At 60.6% G+C, this 14,215-nt stretch carries 14 protein-coding genes; 8 read left to right on the top strand and 6 right to left on the bottom strand.

Annotation, left to right across the window (positions count from 1 at the left end; translation table 11 throughout):
• Nucleotides 1-19 precede the first annotated feature (19 nt).
• The gene (locus ACMYUN_RS06545; RefSeq protein WP_415763291.1) at nucleotides 20-748 is read left to right on the top strand and encodes a dienelactone hydrolase family protein; all 729 of its coding nucleotides are present in this window, start codon (nucleotides 20-22) and stop codon (nucleotides 746-748) included.
• An 86-nt stretch (nucleotides 749-834) separates the two neighbouring features.
• Here the strand turns inward: ACMYUN_RS06545 and ACMYUN_RS06540 are convergent, their stop codons facing one another.
• Nucleotides 835-1,707: a pirin family protein gene (locus tag ACMYUN_RS06540; RefSeq protein WP_415763290.1), complete on the bottom strand. Its 873-nt coding sequence runs from the start codon at nucleotides 1,705-1,707 to the stop codon at nucleotides 835-837.
• Between the two features lie 61 nt (nucleotides 1,708-1,768).
• Entirely contained in the window at nucleotides 1,769-2,185 is a 417-nt protein-coding gene (locus ACMYUN_RS06535; RefSeq protein WP_039763671.1) for an OsmC family protein, read from the bottom strand.
• Nucleotides 2,186-2,314: 129 nt separating this feature from the next.
• On the opposite strand from ACMYUN_RS06535, the gene ACMYUN_RS06530 reads away from it, so the two are divergent.
• Complete coding sequence (locus ACMYUN_RS06530) at nucleotides 2,315-3,361, top strand: amidohydrolase family protein (RefSeq protein WP_415763289.1); 1,047 nt, start codon at nucleotides 2,315-2,317, stop codon at nucleotides 3,359-3,361.
• A 138-nt stretch (nucleotides 3,362-3,499) separates the two neighbouring features.
• A complete protein-coding gene (locus ACMYUN_RS06525; RefSeq protein WP_039763673.1) occupies nucleotides 3,500-5,125 on the top strand; it encodes a methyl-accepting chemotaxis protein in 1,626 nt (541 codons plus the stop codon).
• A 191-nt stretch (nucleotides 5,126-5,316) separates the two neighbouring features.
• Here the strand turns inward: ACMYUN_RS06525 and ACMYUN_RS06520 are convergent, their stop codons facing one another.
• From ACMYUN_RS06520 to purM, 3 genes are read right to left on the bottom strand one after another with little or no spacing between them, the layout of a single operon-like run.
• Nucleotides 5,317-6,030 carry a DUF3108 domain-containing protein gene (locus ACMYUN_RS06520; RefSeq protein WP_310407163.1) on the bottom strand — a complete coding sequence of 238 codons (714 nt, stop codon included), beginning with the start codon at nucleotides 6,028-6,030 and terminating at the stop codon, nucleotides 5,317-5,319.
• Nucleotides 6,031-6,038: 8 nt separating this feature from the next.
• Nucleotides 6,039-6,689, bottom strand: a complete 651-nt coding sequence (gene purN / locus ACMYUN_RS06515; RefSeq protein ID WP_415763288.1) for a phosphoribosylglycinamide formyltransferase — start codon at nucleotides 6,687-6,689, stop codon at nucleotides 6,039-6,041.
• Nucleotides 6,689-7,747 (bottom strand): phosphoribosylformylglycinamidine cyclo-ligase, encoded by a 1,059-nt coding sequence (gene purM, locus ACMYUN_RS06510; RefSeq protein ID WP_039763675.1) that lies wholly within the window; start codon nucleotides 7,745-7,747, stop codon nucleotides 6,689-6,691. The genes purN and purM overlap by 1 nt, the downstream gene beginning before the upstream one ends.
• 373 nt (nucleotides 7,748-8,120) lie before the next feature.
• Between purM and ACMYUN_RS06505 the strand changes: the two genes are divergently transcribed.
• The 5 genes from ACMYUN_RS06505 (at nucleotide 8,121) to ACMYUN_RS06485 (ending at nucleotide 12,757) form a co-directional block, all read left to right on the top strand.
• Nucleotides 8,121-9,179: a DUF2066 domain-containing protein gene (locus tag ACMYUN_RS06505; RefSeq protein ID WP_415763287.1), complete on the top strand. Its 1,059-nt coding sequence runs from the start codon at nucleotides 8,121-8,123 to the stop codon at nucleotides 9,177-9,179.
• Between the two features lie 34 nt (nucleotides 9,180-9,213).
• On the top strand, nucleotides 9,214-10,287 hold the full coding sequence (locus tag ACMYUN_RS06500; RefSeq protein WP_039763677.1) for an AI-2E family transporter: 1,074 nt from the start codon (nucleotides 9,214-9,216) through the stop codon (nucleotides 10,285-10,287).
• Between the two features lie 204 nt (nucleotides 10,288-10,491).
• Entirely contained in the window at nucleotides 10,492-11,196 is a 705-nt protein-coding gene (hda, locus tag ACMYUN_RS06495) for a DnaA regulatory inactivator Hda (protein ID WP_007919828.1), read from the top strand.
• A gap of 191 nt (nucleotides 11,197-11,387) precedes the next feature.
• Entirely contained in the window at nucleotides 11,388-12,005 is a 618-nt protein-coding gene (locus ACMYUN_RS06490; RefSeq protein ID WP_016773699.1) for a C40 family peptidase, read from the top strand.
• Between the two features lie 215 nt (nucleotides 12,006-12,220).
• Nucleotides 12,221-12,757, top strand: a complete 537-nt coding sequence (locus tag ACMYUN_RS06485) for a C40 family peptidase (protein ID WP_310407153.1) — start codon at nucleotides 12,221-12,223, stop codon at nucleotides 12,755-12,757.
• 127 nt (nucleotides 12,758-12,884) lie between these two features.
• Here the strand turns inward: ACMYUN_RS06485 and ACMYUN_RS06480 are convergent, their stop codons facing one another.
• A complete protein-coding gene (locus ACMYUN_RS06480) occupies nucleotides 12,885-14,198 on the bottom strand; it encodes a PQQ-dependent sugar dehydrogenase (RefSeq protein WP_415763286.1) in 1,314 nt (437 codons plus the stop codon).
• Nucleotides 14,199-14,215: the final 17 nt, after the last annotated feature.

Here is a 14,215-nt window from a genome sequence, read left to right as displayed (position 1 = left end):
ACTCAATCGGGAGTCAGAAATGAGCCAAGTCACTGTACGTTCCGTGGTCTATCAGATTGACGGCCAAGCCTATGAAGGTCGCCTTGCCTTCGACGCTGAGCATAAGGGCGCGCGCCCGGGTTTGCTGATGGCGCCGAACTGGATGGGCGTCAGCGCCGGTGCCGAAGACATCGCCAAAGCGGTGGCGGCCGAGGGTTACGTAGTGTTGATCGCGGATGTCTACGGCCAGACCGTACGTCCGCAGAATGCAGACGAGGCGCTGGCAGCAATGATGCCGCTCAAGGACGATCGCGCGCTGCTGCGCAAGCGTCTGCAGGTGGCTTTCGAGCAATTGCAGAGCCAGGGCGAAGCGGCGGTTGATACGTCGAAACTGGCGGTGTTCGGTTTCTGCTTCGGTGGTTGCTGTGCGCTGGATCTGGCCCGCACTGGCGCGCCGGTAAAAGCGGCGGTGTCGTTCCACGGCACGCTGGATTCGCCGAATCCGGCGGATGCGCAGAACATCAAGGGCTCGGTGCTGGTGCTGCACGGCGCGTCCGATCCATTGGTGCCGAAAGAGCAACTGCCGGCGTTCGAAGATGAAATGAACGCGGCGAAGGTCGACTGGCAATTGCTCAGCTACGGCGGTGCGGTGCATTCGTTTACTGATCCGCACGCCAACGTACCGGGCAAGATGATGTACGACGAAAAGACCGCCAAGCGCGCGTTCAAGTCGATGCATGATTTGCTGGATGAAGTGTTCAAGGGCTGATTGCCCTCAGATCAAAAGATCGCAGCATTCGGCAGCTCCTACGTAAGTCCGGTGTAGGAGCTGCCGAAGGCTGCGATCTTTTGTTTTTAACGGCCTGGCGGTAATTCGATCCGCTCGACTTCCCCCGGCACCGTCGGCCAATCCTTGGCTGCCCATTTGCGCCGTGCCTCATCAATCGCCCCCGGATCACTGGCAACAAAATTCCAGTTGATCCGCCTCGGACCGTCCAGCGCCGCGCCGCCGAACACCACCGCGTGCACATCGCTTTCGGCAAACAGGCTCATCTCTTCGCCGGCTGGCAATACCACCAGCGCATGCGGCTCGATCGCCTCGCCATTCAACTGCGCATCACCGCTCAACACGTACACCGCGCGTTCTTCATGCTCGGTGGGAATCAGCAGGGTGGTAGCAGTCTGCATCTTCACTTCGGCATACAGCGTCGGAGAAAGCACCGGTACCGGCGATTCCAGGCAAAAGCCTGACCCGGCAATCATGCGAATCTGCACGCCGAGGTTATCGCTGACCGGCAACGTCGCTGCCGGATGATGGCTGTAATGCCCCGGGCCCTGTTCGTGTTCTTTGGGGGAGGCCAGCCAGACTTGCAGGCCGTGCAGGGTGAAGGTCTCGGCGAGCAGCGGCGCAGGCGTACGCTCGACGTGGGCGATGGCGCTGCCAGCGGTCATCCAGCTGACATCGCCGGCAACGACCACTTGATCAGAGCCCAGACTGTCCTTGTGCTGCAATTGCCCTTCAAACAGATAGGTAAGCGTCGACAGACCAATGTGCGGATGCTGTCGGATATCCATGCCTTTGCCCGTCGGATAAATCGTTTCGAGCATGTGGTCGAAAAACACGAAAGGCCCGACGTTGCGGCATTTGGCTGACGGCAGCGGGCGCAGAATCGGCTGGCCTTCGACGTCTTCGGCGCGGGGGCGGATGATCAGGAGTGGCGTGTCCATGGTGCATTCCAGGCTGAGCGGGTGATGCCAGAAGCATAACCCGCCGCTGGCATCGGGAGGATTATTGGCTATCGAAGCCTTGTGGCGCGTGAGTTTCGATGCTGACTTCGCTGGTGGTCATCAACTTGTGAATCGGGCAGCGATCGGCGACTCGCAACAGTTCTTCACGCTGGGCGTCGGTGAGTACGCCTTTGAGCGTCAGGGTGACATGCAGGGCGTATTTGCCTTTCTGTTCTTGGCTGTTGTCGCGCTTCACTTCGACGCCCACGCCGGTCAGCGGGATGTCTTTTTTCTTCGCGTACATCTTCAGGGTCAGCGCTTTGCAGGCGCCGAGTGCGGCGTCGAAGTAGTCGTGTGGTTCTGGCGCGGTGCCTTCACCTCCGGCGGTTTTCGGTACATCGGCAAACAATTCGTGGTCGTCGATCTGGACGGTGTGACGAAAACCTTCGGCAGAGACGGTATTGACGGTGACAGTCATGGAAACCTCACAGGCGGCAGGAAAAATCGTTCGATCAAAACAGACCTTGCAGTTATAGAGCATTCCCGGCAGTGGGCGTTGCGCTTTTCGGCAGGGATGAACCCTTGTGGTTCGGGCGCGGTCTAGGTTATGCCCATCTGCCGGAGATTACTTGTGTCCTTGTCTCGTCTGAGTCTTGCCTGCCTGCTGCTGTTCGCTGGCAGCGCCGGCGCCCGCGAATACACCTACAGCGATGCGCACCTGCATTACGTGGATTTTTTCCAGGAAAGCGCCGGCATGCAGAAATTGCTCACGGCCATGAAAGAAAATTCCATTGAGCACGTGATGATTTCCGGCATTCCCGTGGCGAAGAAATGGCATGAAGACGAACCCAAGCGCCCGCGTTATTACGCCGGTGATGACGCCGATGCCTATTGGTACAGCGCCACCGATGTGATCATTGCCGACGCGGTGCAAAAACTCGCCCCAGAGCAACGCCAGTACTTTCATCCGTTCCTGTCCGGCTTCAATCCCAATGACAAGAATTCCGCCGCGCACATCCAGCGCATGCTCGACCTGTACCCGGGACTTTGGCAGGGCATTGGCGAGGTGTTCACCCGGCACGATGACCTGACCGCGCTGACCTCCGGCGACACACCCCGGGCCAACAACGAGGCGATGACCAAGATCTATCACCTGGCAGCGGAAAATGATCTGCCGGTGATGCTGCATTCCAACATCACTTCAAAGCGTGAGAAAAATCCGCTGTACCTGAAGGAAGTCGAAGAGCCGCTGCGCAATCATCCGCATACGCGGTTCATCTGGGCGCACGCTGGCACCAGCGCCGAGATTCATCGGCATCAAACGCAATTACCGTTTTTGTTGCCAACCCTGACGCGCATGCTTGAGGCTTATCCGAATCTGTTTATCGACCTGTCGTGGAGCATGCTCACGCCGTACTTGCTGGACGAGCAGGGCAGGCCGCGCGCGCAATGGCTGGCGCTGGTGGAAAAATATCCCGAGCGCTTCATGCTTGGCTCTGACGTGGTAGGACGATTCAACAAGCTCGGTCAGGAAATGCACAGCTACAAACCATTTCTCGATGCGCTGCCAGAGGCGATTGCGCGAAAGGTAGCAAGGGACAACTTCCTGGCAATATTGCCGCGCAATACAAGCAAACCCGCCGACTCGCGCTGAAACGACAAAGCCATGGGTTCGAACTAGCCGCTCGTCTGCCTATCGCCTTTTCGTCTTACGCAAATTCAGGGCAATGCCGATACCTTCTAAAGCAACCCGCTGCAGGCTGATGCAGCGCTTTTGGAAGGAGCCAGAGTGATGAATATCCGTAGTCTCAATATTGCCCCGCGCGCCGGTTTCGGTTTCGGCCTGCTGGCCTTGATGGTGTTTGCCCTTGGCGCGTTCGCCTTGCTGCAAATGTCGAACATGCGCGCACAGTCCGATGAAGTCGACAACAACTGGCTGCCAAGCGTGATGGCCGTCGGTGAGATGAGTCAGGACATGCTGCGTCTGCGCGCACTGACCATGCGCCTGTTGCTCAATCGTGACCCCAAGGCACTGGAGCAGAACGTCGCCAAGCTCAGCGAACTGCGCAGTGGCTTGAGCGAGGCGCAGCAGCGCTATGACGTGTTGATCGCCTTGCCGGAGGAGCGTGCGCTGTTCGATCGATTCAAGGTTGCCGAGCACAAGTACCTGGAGTTGCAGGCGCAAGTCCTACAGCTATCGGCACAAAATCGGGTCGCTGAGGCCTCGGCAATTCTTAATGATCAGATGAGCCCGCTGGCCGATGAGATCGCTGTCACTCTGCGCGATCTGGTCGAGATGAATAAACACAATGCCAACCTGGCCACCGAGGCGGCACGCTTGGTGTTCAACCAATCGCGGGTATGGGTTGGGGTGATGATCGCCATGGCCGCGCTGATCACCATTGGCCTGGCATTGCTGCTGACGCGCAGCATCGTCGTGCCGTTGTCGCAATCGCTCAGCGTGGCCGAGGTGGTGGCCGGCGGGGATTTGACAGGTGACATTCATATCGCTGGCAAAGACGAGCCGGCGCGCCTGCTGCAAGCGCTGAAAAGCATGCAGCACAACTTGCGCGACACGATCCGGCGCATTTCCGAGTCGTCGACTCAGTTGGCCTCGGCCGCCGAAGAGCTCAGCAGCGTCACCGAAGACGCCACTCGCGGCCTGCATCAGCAGAGCCAGGAAATCGAACAGGCCGCCACCGCAGTCAACCAGATGACAGCAGCGGTGGAAGAGGTGGCGAACAATGCCGTGGCTACGTCCGAAGCCTCCCGTGAGTCCGACCGCATCGCCCGCCAGGGGCGTGAGCAGGTGCAGCAGACGGTGACGTCGATCGAGTTTCTTGCCGGCGACGTCACCAACAACGCAGCGCAGGTCGAGGCGCTGGCGCAAAAGGTTCATGGCATCAGCAAAGTGCTGGACGTGATTCGCTCGATTGCCGAGCAGACCAATCTGCTCGCCCTCAACGCCGCGATCGAAGCGGCACGGGCCGGTGATGCCGGGCGTGGTTTTGCAGTAGTGGCAGATGAAGTGCGGGCGCTGGCGCATCGCACCCAGCAGTCGACCCAGGAAATCGAGCAGATGATCGGCGGAATTCAGCAGGGCACCGATTCAGCGGTCAGTTCGATGCAGCAGAGCAACTCACGGGCGCGCTCGACCCTCGAGCTGGCGAAGAGCGCAGGCTCGGCCCTGGAGGAAATCGCCTCGGCGTTTACCTTGATCAACGAGCGCAACCTGGTGATCGCCAGTGCCTCGGAAGAGCAGGCGGCGGTGGCACGGGAGGTGGATCGCAATCTGATGAACATTCGCGATCTGGCGATGCAGACATCGGCGGGGGCCAATCAGACCAGTGCGGCGAGTCAGGAGTTGTCGAAGTTGGCGGTGGATCTGAACGGGATGGTGGCGCGGTTTTCTGTCTGACCGCGCAATCCATTGCAATTAAAACCTGTGGGAGCGAGCCTGCTCGCGAAAGCGCAGTGTCAGCCAATGAAAAGGTTGGCTGAGCAGACGCCTTCGCGAGCAGGCTCGCTCCCACGGGTATTGTTGTGTTTGCGTAAACTGCGGGCAATAAAAAGCCCCGCATTCGCGGGGCTCTTTGCTGTTGCGGTCGATCAGTTGCCTTTGACAGTCTTGCCGTTGACCGTGCCGTCCTGGAGCATGATGTTGTACTCCTTGCCGTCGGTCTCGACCTGTTGCAGGCGCACCAGCAGGTAATCCCAGTCCTTGGCGAACCACAGCACGGTGATGCGCTTGCTTTGTGTCGGGTCGCGCACGCGTTCGACCTTGATCGCGTCGATCTGGCCGGCCTTGGTGTCGACCTTTTCCGAACCCAGCACGCGGAAGTCGTAGGTATCGACTTCGCCATCATCAACCACCTGATAGCTCATGCTTTTCTTGCCGGCGGCAACGTCATGCTGCAGCGCCAGTTGGTAGGTCGACTTGTCGACCATGCCACGGTTCAGCGGGATCTTCACCGCGTCGCCACGGTCGGTACCGGTGACCAGCTTGTTGGCCCAGTCGAAGTCCAGATCAGCTTTTTTCGCTTTGCCCAGACCACCGCGTTCGAAGTGGTAGGACTGCGGCAGTAGCGTGTCCTTGTCCAGCTTCAGGGTGCTTTCTTCGGTCAGGCTGGCGATCATCATCGAGGCCTTGAAGCTGAGTTTCCAGACGCCGTTGGCTTCTTTGGTCAGGCTGCGTTCGGCAGTGCCGCTCATGGGCAGCTGCTTCCAGTCGGCGGTGTAGCTGGCGGAGAACGGTTGAAGGTCCGCTGCCTGCGCGAAGGGCAGGGCGAGCAGAGCGCAAGCGAAGAGCAGGGCGCGACGCATAATATCTCCTAGTTTCGAATCAAGTGGCCGCTGGCGGCGAGTAGCTGGCCGTCGAGTAAAGCACCCTGGTCACCGAGTGTCAGCCTGCCTTCAGCAAACCAGCGTACTGCCATCGGGTAGATCAGGTGTTCCTGAGCGTGGACTCGTTGCGCCAGACTGTGCGGCGTGTCGTGCAACTCTACCGGTAATACTGCCTGTACGACCAGTGGTCCGCCATCGAGTTCCTCGGTGACGAAGTGCACGGAGCAGCCATGTTCCGTATCGCCGGCCTCCAGCGCGCGCTGATGAGTGTGTAACCCTTTGTATTTGGGCAGCAGTGACGGGTGGATGTTGAGCAGGCGACCTTGGTAGTGGCGCACGAAATCAGCGCTGAGAATGCGCATGAAGCCGGCCAGTACCACGAGTTGGGGGTTGAATTGGTCGATCAGTTCGATCAGCGCGGCATCGAAGGCCTCGCGGCCCTCGAATGTCTTGTGATCCAGCGAGCGGGTGGCGATACCCGCGTCGCGGGCGCGTTGCAGGCCGTAGGCGTCGGCGCGGTTGGAAATCACCGCAGCGATGCGGACCGGGCTGTCGCCGGTCCGCGTGCTGTCGATCAGAGCCTGCAAGTTACTGCCGGTGCCGGACAACAGCACCACGACATCACAGGGCTTTGACATCAGTGGGCCTTGAGGTTCTTCAGCTCGACCTGCGCAGCGCCTTCGGCGGCCACGGCGATCTGACCGATGACCCAAGGCTGCTCGCCAGCGTCACGCAGGGTGTTCAGGGCCACTTCAACGTGCTCCTGAGCTACACAGATGACCATGCCGACGCCGCAGTTCAGCACGCGGTGCATCTCGGTTTCGTCAACGTTGCCTTTCTCTTGCAGCCAGTCGAACACGGCCGGGCGAGTCCAGCTGGCCACATCAACCACAGCCTGAGCGCCTTTTGGCAGTACGCGCGGAATGTTGTCGAGCAGGCCGCCACCGGTGATGTGGGCCATGGCTTTGACCGCGCCAGTGTCCTTGATCAGCTTGAGCAGCGGCTTGACGTAGATGCGGGTCGGGGCCATCAGCAGGTCGGTCAGCGGTTTGCCGTCGAGCTGGGTGTTCTCGATGTCGGCACCGGAGACTTCGATGATCTTGCGGATCAGCGAGTAGCCGTTGGAGTGCGGGCCGGACGATGGCAGGGCGATCAGGGCGTCACCGGTGGCGACTTTCGAGCCGTCGATGATTTCCGATTTTTCCACGACGCCGACGCAGAAGCCGGCCAGGTCGTAGTCTTCGCCTTCGTACATGCCTGGCATTTCAGCGGTTTCGCCGCCAACCAGCGAGCAACCCGACAGTTCGCAGCCAGCGCCGATGCCGGTCACCACCTGGGCAGCGGTGTCGACGTTCAGTTTGCCGGTGGCGTAGTAGTCGAGGAAGAACAGCGGCTCAGCGCCGCACACCACCAGATCGTTGACGCACATGGCGACCAGGTCGATGCCGATGCTGTCGTGCTTGTTCAGGTTCAGCGCCAGACGCAGCTTGGTGCCGACGCCGTCGGTACCCGAGACCAGCACTGGCTGCTTGTAGCCGGCCGGGATTTCGCAGAGGGCGCCGAAACCGCCCAGGCCGCCCATGACTTCCGGGCGCGCAGTGCGCTTGGCGACGCTCTTGATGCGTTCGACCAATGCTTCACCGGCGTCGATGTCTACACCGGCGTCCTTGTAGCTCAGGGAGGGTTGCTTGCTCATGATCCAGGCCTTTAGGGGAGGGGATTCAGGGGGTAACGACCGAGTTCAGCGGGAACGTCGAGCTCGATGGGCGATCGCCTCACGCGAGTTTCGAGGGGCCCGGCTGTTGCCGGTCTGCGAAGGCGCGCGATTTTATCAGGCTTGAGGGGCAGCGGCCATCCTCGCACCGACGGGCAGGGCCATATCGGCGGAAATTTTTTGCAATCGCAGGATATGACTGCCTGTATAAGGTGTGGCGATTAACCGTCTATCGTTAGGACTGTGCAAAAACTTACCGCCACCGTGTGAATGTTTTGCCAGAGGAGGGGGTCACAGCCTTGCTCAAACGGTTCACGCGGCGTGTTCCAGCCGCTCCTGTCGACGGGAATTTTCCATGCGTTTTTGTAAATTGTTATTTGTGGGCTGCCTGACACTGGTCAGCCTGGCGAGTCATGCCGAAAACCTCAAAGGCCTGTATCAGGTGCGTCAGCCGGTCAGCGGCCAGGCGCCGGAAGAGCGCGATCGTGCCACGCAGGCGGCGCTCGATACCTTGGTGCTGCGCCTGACCGGCGACCCGAAAGCCGCGCAGAACCCGGGGCTGGCGCCGATTCGCAAGGATCCGCAGCAAATCATCAGTCAGTTCGGTTTCGACGCGGGACCACCGGAAGTGCTGAAAGTCGACTTCGACCCGGCAACCACCGAGCGGGCCTTGCGCCGGGCCGGATTGCCGGTGTGGGGCGCCAGTCGGCCGTCGATGCTCAGCTGGTGGCTGAACGATTCAACCGAAGGTGCAAGTCTGGTCGGCGACGGGCAGGCCGCGGCCGCAACCTTGCGCACGGCCGCGCAACATCGTGGGTTGCCCCTGCGCTTGCCGCTGGCCGATCTCAGCGAGCAATTGGTGGCTACCGCGCCGGCGCTGGAGAGCGCTGACCCCGCGCCCCTGCGCAGTGCTTCGGACCGCTACAACGCTGACGCCCTGTTGGCCGTGCATGCCCGGGAAGAGGGCGGGCAGTGGCAGGCGAAGTGGCGCTTGTGGCTCGGTGATCAGAAAGAGGCCGGCAGCGTGCAGGGCGCCGATCAGGCCGCCGTTGCCGATGCGGTGATGCTGGCAGTGGCCGAGCGTCTGGCGCCGCGATTTGTCGCCAAGCCCGGCGCATCGGGTCAGCAGATTCTGGAAGTGCAGGGCATGAATCTGGAGCATTATGCGGCGCTGCTGCGGTTACTCGAACCGTTCGGCGTGCGTCTGCAAAGCGTGCAGGGTGATCGCATCATCTACCGGGTCAATGGCAGCGCCGATCAGTTGCGCGCGCAATTGTCGCTGGCGAAGTTGCAGGAGCTGCCTGCCGAAGCACCGGCTCCAGTGGCGCCGGCGCAGCCTGCCGTCGAGGGCGCGCCTGCGATTGCAGCGCCAACCCCGGTAGCGGCGGCACCGTCGTTGCGGTTTCGCTGGTAAGTCTTTCCTTATATAGAAGCATCAGGAGTGGTAAATGGCCGATACGCGGCGTTGGTTCTGGCTCGGTGGGGTGGTCCTGCTTTGCGCGTTTGTGTGGTTGCTGCACCCGATCCTCACGCCGTTTCTGGTCGCGTTGTTGCTGGCTTATCTGTTCGATCCGCTGGTGGATCGTCTGGAACGGCTCGGCTTGTCGCGAACCTGGGGCGTGATCGCCGTGTTTGCTCTGTTCACCTTGATCGTCACCGCGTTGATGCTGGTGCTGGTGCCGATGCTCGCCAAGCAGTTGCTGCGTTTGTACGAGTTGGCGCCGCAGATGCTCGACTGGTTGCAGCACACCGCTGTGCCGTGGGCGCAAGCGAAGCTCGGCTTGTCGGACGGCTTCTGGAAGTTCGACAAGGTCAAGGCTGCCATCAGCGAGCACATGGGCCAGACCACTGACATTGTTGGCGTGGTGCTGAGTCAGGCGACGGCCTCGAGCCTGGCACTGATCGGCTGGCTGGCAAATCTGGTGCTGATCCCGGTGGTGAGCTTTTACCTGCTGCGCGACTGGGACGTGATGATGGGCAAGATCCGCAGCCTGCTGCCACGTGATCGCGAAGAGCGCGTGGTTGCGCTGGCGGGCGAGTGCCACGAAGTGCTCGGCGCGTTCGTGCGCGGGCAGTTGCTGGTAATGGTTGCGCTGGGGGTGATTTACGCCGCTGGCCTGATGATCGTCGGTCTGGAACTGGGGCTGTTGATCGGCCTGATTGCCGGGCTCGCGGCGATCGTGCCGTACATGGGTTTTGTCATCGGCATTGGCGCGGCGTTGATCGCCGGGTTGTTTCAGTTCGGTGGCGATCTGTACCCGATGGTCGGGATTGTCGCGGTGTTCATGGTCGGACAGGCGCTGGAAGGCATGGTGCTGACGCCGTTGCTGGTGGGCGATCGTATCGGTCTGCACCCGGTGGCGGTGATTTTCGCGATTCTGGCGGGCGGCGAATTGTTCGGTTTCACCGGCGTGCTGCTGGCGCTGCCGGTGGCGGCGGTGATCATGGTGCTAGTGCGGCATGTGCACGATCTGTACAAGGATTCAGAAATCTACAGTGGCGTCGACGAACCCGAGCTGTAACGGCTCGGGCGGCCCGGCGCTTGGCCGGGCTGGCCCATGTCGTGCGGGCAAGGGCGCCAGAGAATCTGTCACAAAACCGCTGCGGTAACGCAAACCTTTGATTTTGCTTGGAGTCTGTCGCATTGTGCGCTCAGCCTCACGGGTATAAACTTCGCAAACTTTACACAGAGGCCACTAACGGTTCCTTTGAACTGTTCAGTCAGCATGAAACCGATTCAGCTGCCCCTAGGTGTGCGTCTGCGTGACGACGCCACCTTCATCAACTACTACCCAGGCGCCAATGCCGCTGCACTCGGCTATGTCGAGCGTCTGTGCGAAGCCGACGCCGGGTGGACGGAGAGCCTGATCTATCTGTGGGGCAAGCACGGCGTCGGGCGCACGCATCTGTTGCAGGCGGCGTGCCTGCGCTTCGAGCAGATGGGTGAACCGGCGGTGTATCTGCCGCTGGCCGAGTTGATGGACCGCGGCGTGGAAATCCTCGACAACCTTGAACAGTACGAACTGGTTTGTCTGGATGACTTGCAGGTGATTGCCGGCAAGGCTGACTGGGAAGAGGCGATGTTCCATCTGTTCAACCGACTGCGTGACAGCGGTCGGCGCTTGCTCATCGCTGCGTCCACTTCGCCTCGCGAATTACCAGTGAAGCTGGCTGACCTGAAATCGCGCCTGACCCTGGCGCTGATCTTCCAGATGCGCCCACTCTCCGATGAAGACAAATTGCGTGCGCTGCAATTGCGCGCCTCGCGTCGTGGTCTGCACCTGACCGATGAAGTCGGGCACTTCATTCTCACTCGCGGCACGCGCAGCATGAGCGCGCTGTTCGATCTGCTTGAGCAGCTTGATCAGGCGTCCCTGCAAGCGCAACGCAAGCTGACCATTCCCTTCCTCAAGGAAACTCTGGGCTGGTAGTAGTGGGCTTTTGCCAGCTTTCAGGCGCCAGAAAACCCGCGTACCTGCGGCGTTTCACCGGCCAAACGAGTTAAGCGCTTAGATGTAAACGCGAAACCGGGAAGTCACATAAAGTTCGATTGAATTTGCAAATGAGGACGATAGCGGGCATAGTCTCGGCTTCTTTACAACTATCAGCCACGGTCGTGCCCATGCTAAAGCGCTTCGCACCCCTCGTGCCTCTCGCACTCGTTACCCTGTTATTCGGTTGTGCTGCTCATTCTCCGGTTCAAGAGCCGCCGCAACAGGTCAAGAATTCTGCTACCGCCCAGTCTTCCGTTATTTACCAGGAAGAGCTGGATACCGAAAAAGAACTCAACCAGTTCAACGGCAGCAAGCCTTATCAGCTTCCTGTACTGGCTGACAGCATCCTCGAACGCGGCATGTCCCTGATCGGTACTCGTTACCGTTTCGGCGGTACTTCTGAAGCCGGCTTCGATTGCAGCGGTTTCATCGGTTACCTGTTCCGCGAAGAGGCGGGCATGAACCTGCCGCGCTCCACTCGTGAAATGATCAACGTCGATGCGCCGCTGGTTTCGCGCAGCAACCTTGAGCCGGGTGATCTGCTGTTCTTCGCCACCAATGGTCGTCGCGGTCGTGTCAGTCACGCCGGGATCTACCTGGGTGACAACCAGTTCATTCACTCCAGCAGTCGTCGCAGTGGCGGTGTTCGCATCGACAGCCTGGGTGACAGCTACTGGAGCAAGACTTTCATCGAAGCCAAGCGTGCACTCGCCATGGCGCCGACCGTGGTCACCGCTCGCAAGTAACCCCGATGTCGCTGCGTTCGCGGCGACAAAACGGCCCGGCGACGAAGTAGACGTAAACTTTACAAGGTGAAGTTAAAGTCTTACTTGAAGTTTGCCGCGTAGCCGCTAGAATCCTGAATCTATATTGATGGCAAACCGCCTGCGTGATGACGCAGGCGGTTTTGTTTCTGTCCATTCGGCAGAGAAAGCCGCAGCCAGATCAGGATGTTCTGCTTATGACGATGTCGGCCCGCCTCACCTTGATTCTTTGCGCCGCGCTGCTCAGCGCCTGCGCCAGCCGTACACCGCCGCCAGCCCCCGTGGTTCGCGCGCCAATCGTGTTCGCACCTACCCAGACTTTTTCCCCTGTTGCTGAAGACGTGCTGTTCCGTGCCTTGGGCCTGGTCGGTACGCCTTATCGCTGGGGCGGCAACACGCCGGATTCCGGTTTTGATTGCAGTGGCCTGATCGGTTTCGTCTACCGCGACGCGGCGGGCATCTCGCTGCCGCGCTCGACCCGCGAAATGATCGTCATGCAGGCGCCGAATGTGGGCAAGGAAGGCTTGCAGACCGGCGACCTGATCTTCTTCGCCACCAATGGCGGCTCGCAGGTCAGCCATGCGGGGATTTACGTGGGTGAGGGGCGCTTCGTGCATGCGCCTGCCACGGGCGGCACGGTCAAACTCGACAGCCTGTCGAAGGCTTATTGGCAGAAGGCGTATCTGAGCGCCAAGCGGGTGTTGCAGCCGGGACAGTTGGCGCATAACCCATAGTTCGAATGCATAACGAAATGTGGGAGCGAGCCTGCTCGCGAAGGCGGAGTGTCAGTCGACCATGATTTGACTGATAAACCGCTTTCGCGAGCAGGCTCGCTCCCACATTTTTTGCGTCGCGCTTAGCTTATTTGCTGGCCGAAACGCGCCACACTTTGTTCCCGACATCATCCGCCACCAGCAAGCCACCTTGCTGATCGATCACCACGCCCACCGGGCGGCCCAGCGCGTTCTCGTCCTTGTCGAGGAAACCGGTCAGCACATCCACCGGCTGCCCGGTCGGTTTGCCGCCAGTGAACGGCACGAAAATCACTTTGTAGCCACTGTGCGGTTTGCGGTTCCACGAGCCGTGCTGGCCGATGAATGCGCCTTCCTTGAATTGCGCCGGCAGGCTGTTGCCCTCGGCGAAGGTCAGGCCCAGCGAAGCCGTGTGCGGGCCGACGGCGTAATCCGGAGCGATGGCCTTGGCCACCAGATCGAGGTTCTGCGGTTTGACCCGTTCATCGACATGTTGTCCGTAGTAGCTGAAGGGCCAGCCATAGAAGCCGCCGTCCTTGACCGAGGTGATGTAGTCCGGCACCAGGTCGCTACCGATTTCGTCACGCTCGTTGACCGCTGTCCACAGCGCGCCGCTGGTGGGTTCCCAGGCGAGGCCGTTGGGATTGCGGATGCCCGAGGCGAAGATGCGGTGATTGCCGGTCGCACGATCCACTTCCCAAATCGCCGCACGGCCTTCTTCCTGATCCAGACCGTTTTCGCCGACGTTACTGTTCGAGCCGACGGTGACGTACAACTTGCTGCCGTCCTTGCTGGCGATGACGTTCTTGGTCCAGTGGTGATTCAACGTGCCGCCGGGCAAGTCGACGACTTTGATCGGTTGGGTCTTGATCTCGGTGGCACCCGGCTCGTAGTTGAAGCGCAGCAGGCGATCGGTGTCGGCTACGTACAGATCGTTGCCGACCAGCGTCATGCCGAATGGCGAATTGAGGTTCTGCAGAAACACCGTGCGGGTTTCGGCGACGCCATCGTGGTCGGCGTCACGCAGCAGGGTGATGCGGTTCGGGCTCGGCACCCCAGCGCCGGCCTTGCCCATGACTTTCTTCATTACCCAGCCGCGAATGCCTTTGCTGTCGTCAGGCTTGGGCGGCGCGTTGGTTTCCGCCACCAGCACATCGCCGTTGGGCAGCACATAGAGCCAGCGCGGGTGATCGAGGCCTTCGGCAAACGCCGCGACCTGGGTGCCGGCCGCTGCGGTCGGTTTCGTGCCTTGTGGCCAGCCCACCGCCGGGGCGATGTTGACTGTCGGGATCAGCGTCTTGTTCGGTTCGGGCAGTTTCGGCGACGGGCCGGTGCCGTCGGAGACTTGCAGGCTGGAGGTTTCACCGCAGGCGGCGAGCCCGCCAGCGACGGCGATGATGAGAGCGAGTGGGGCCTTGCGCATTGCTGATCTTCCCTATG

It is taken from the genome of Pseudomonas sp. CP4, from assembly GCF_047758505.1.
Classification (GTDB): Bacteria; Pseudomonadota; Gammaproteobacteria; order Pseudomonadales; family Pseudomonadaceae; genus Aquipseudomonas; species Aquipseudomonas fluorescens_AO.
Note: the sequence above shows the minus strand (reverse complement) of the source record. Positions and strands in the feature narration are given on the sequence as shown.

What these genes read in the sequence shown, in the direction of transcription:
- ACMYUN_RS06545 (WP_415763291.1), top strand. Translation starts at nt 20, where the DNA reads ATGAGCCAAGTCACTGTACGTTCCGTGGTCTATCAGATTGACGGCCAA.
- ACMYUN_RS06540 (WP_415763290.1), bottom strand. Translation starts at nt 1,707, where the DNA reads ATGGACACGCCACTCCTGATCATCCGCCCCCGCGCCGAAGACGTCGAA.
- ACMYUN_RS06535 (WP_039763671.1), bottom strand. Translation starts at nt 2,185, where the DNA reads ATGACTGTCACCGTCAATACCGTCTCTGCCGAAGGTTTTCGTCACACC.
- ACMYUN_RS06530 (WP_415763289.1), top strand. Translation starts at nt 2,315, where the DNA reads ATGCCCATCTGCCGGAGATTACTTGTGTCCTTGTCTCGTCTGAGTCTT.
- ACMYUN_RS06525 (WP_039763673.1), top strand. Translation starts at nt 3,500, where the DNA reads ATGAATATCCGTAGTCTCAATATTGCCCCGCGCGCCGGTTTCGGTTTC.
- ACMYUN_RS06520 (WP_310407163.1), bottom strand. Translation starts at nt 6,030, where the DNA reads ATGCGTCGCGCCCTGCTCTTCGCTTGCGCTCTGCTCGCCCTGCCCTTC.
- purN (WP_415763288.1), bottom strand. Translation starts at nt 6,689, where the DNA reads ATGTCAAAGCCCTGTGATGTCGTGGTGCTGTTGTCCGGCACCGGCAGT.
- purM (WP_039763675.1), bottom strand. Translation starts at nt 7,747, where the DNA reads ATGAGCAAGCAACCCTCCCTGAGCTACAAGGACGCCGGTGTAGACATC.
- ACMYUN_RS06505 (WP_415763287.1), top strand. Translation starts at nt 8,121, where the DNA reads ATGCGTTTTTGTAAATTGTTATTTGTGGGCTGCCTGACACTGGTCAGC.
- ACMYUN_RS06500 (WP_039763677.1), top strand. Translation starts at nt 9,214, where the DNA reads ATGGCCGATACGCGGCGTTGGTTCTGGCTCGGTGGGGTGGTCCTGCTT.
- hda (WP_007919828.1), top strand. Translation starts at nt 10,492, where the DNA reads ATGAAACCGATTCAGCTGCCCCTAGGTGTGCGTCTGCGTGACGACGCC.
- ACMYUN_RS06490 (WP_016773699.1), top strand. Translation starts at nt 11,388, where the DNA reads ATGCTAAAGCGCTTCGCACCCCTCGTGCCTCTCGCACTCGTTACCCTG.
- ACMYUN_RS06485 (WP_310407153.1), top strand. Translation starts at nt 12,221, where the DNA reads ATGACGATGTCGGCCCGCCTCACCTTGATTCTTTGCGCCGCGCTGCTC.
- ACMYUN_RS06480 (WP_415763286.1), bottom strand. Translation starts at nt 14,198, where the DNA reads ATGCGCAAGGCCCCACTCGCTCTCATCATCGCCGTCGCTGGCGGGCTC.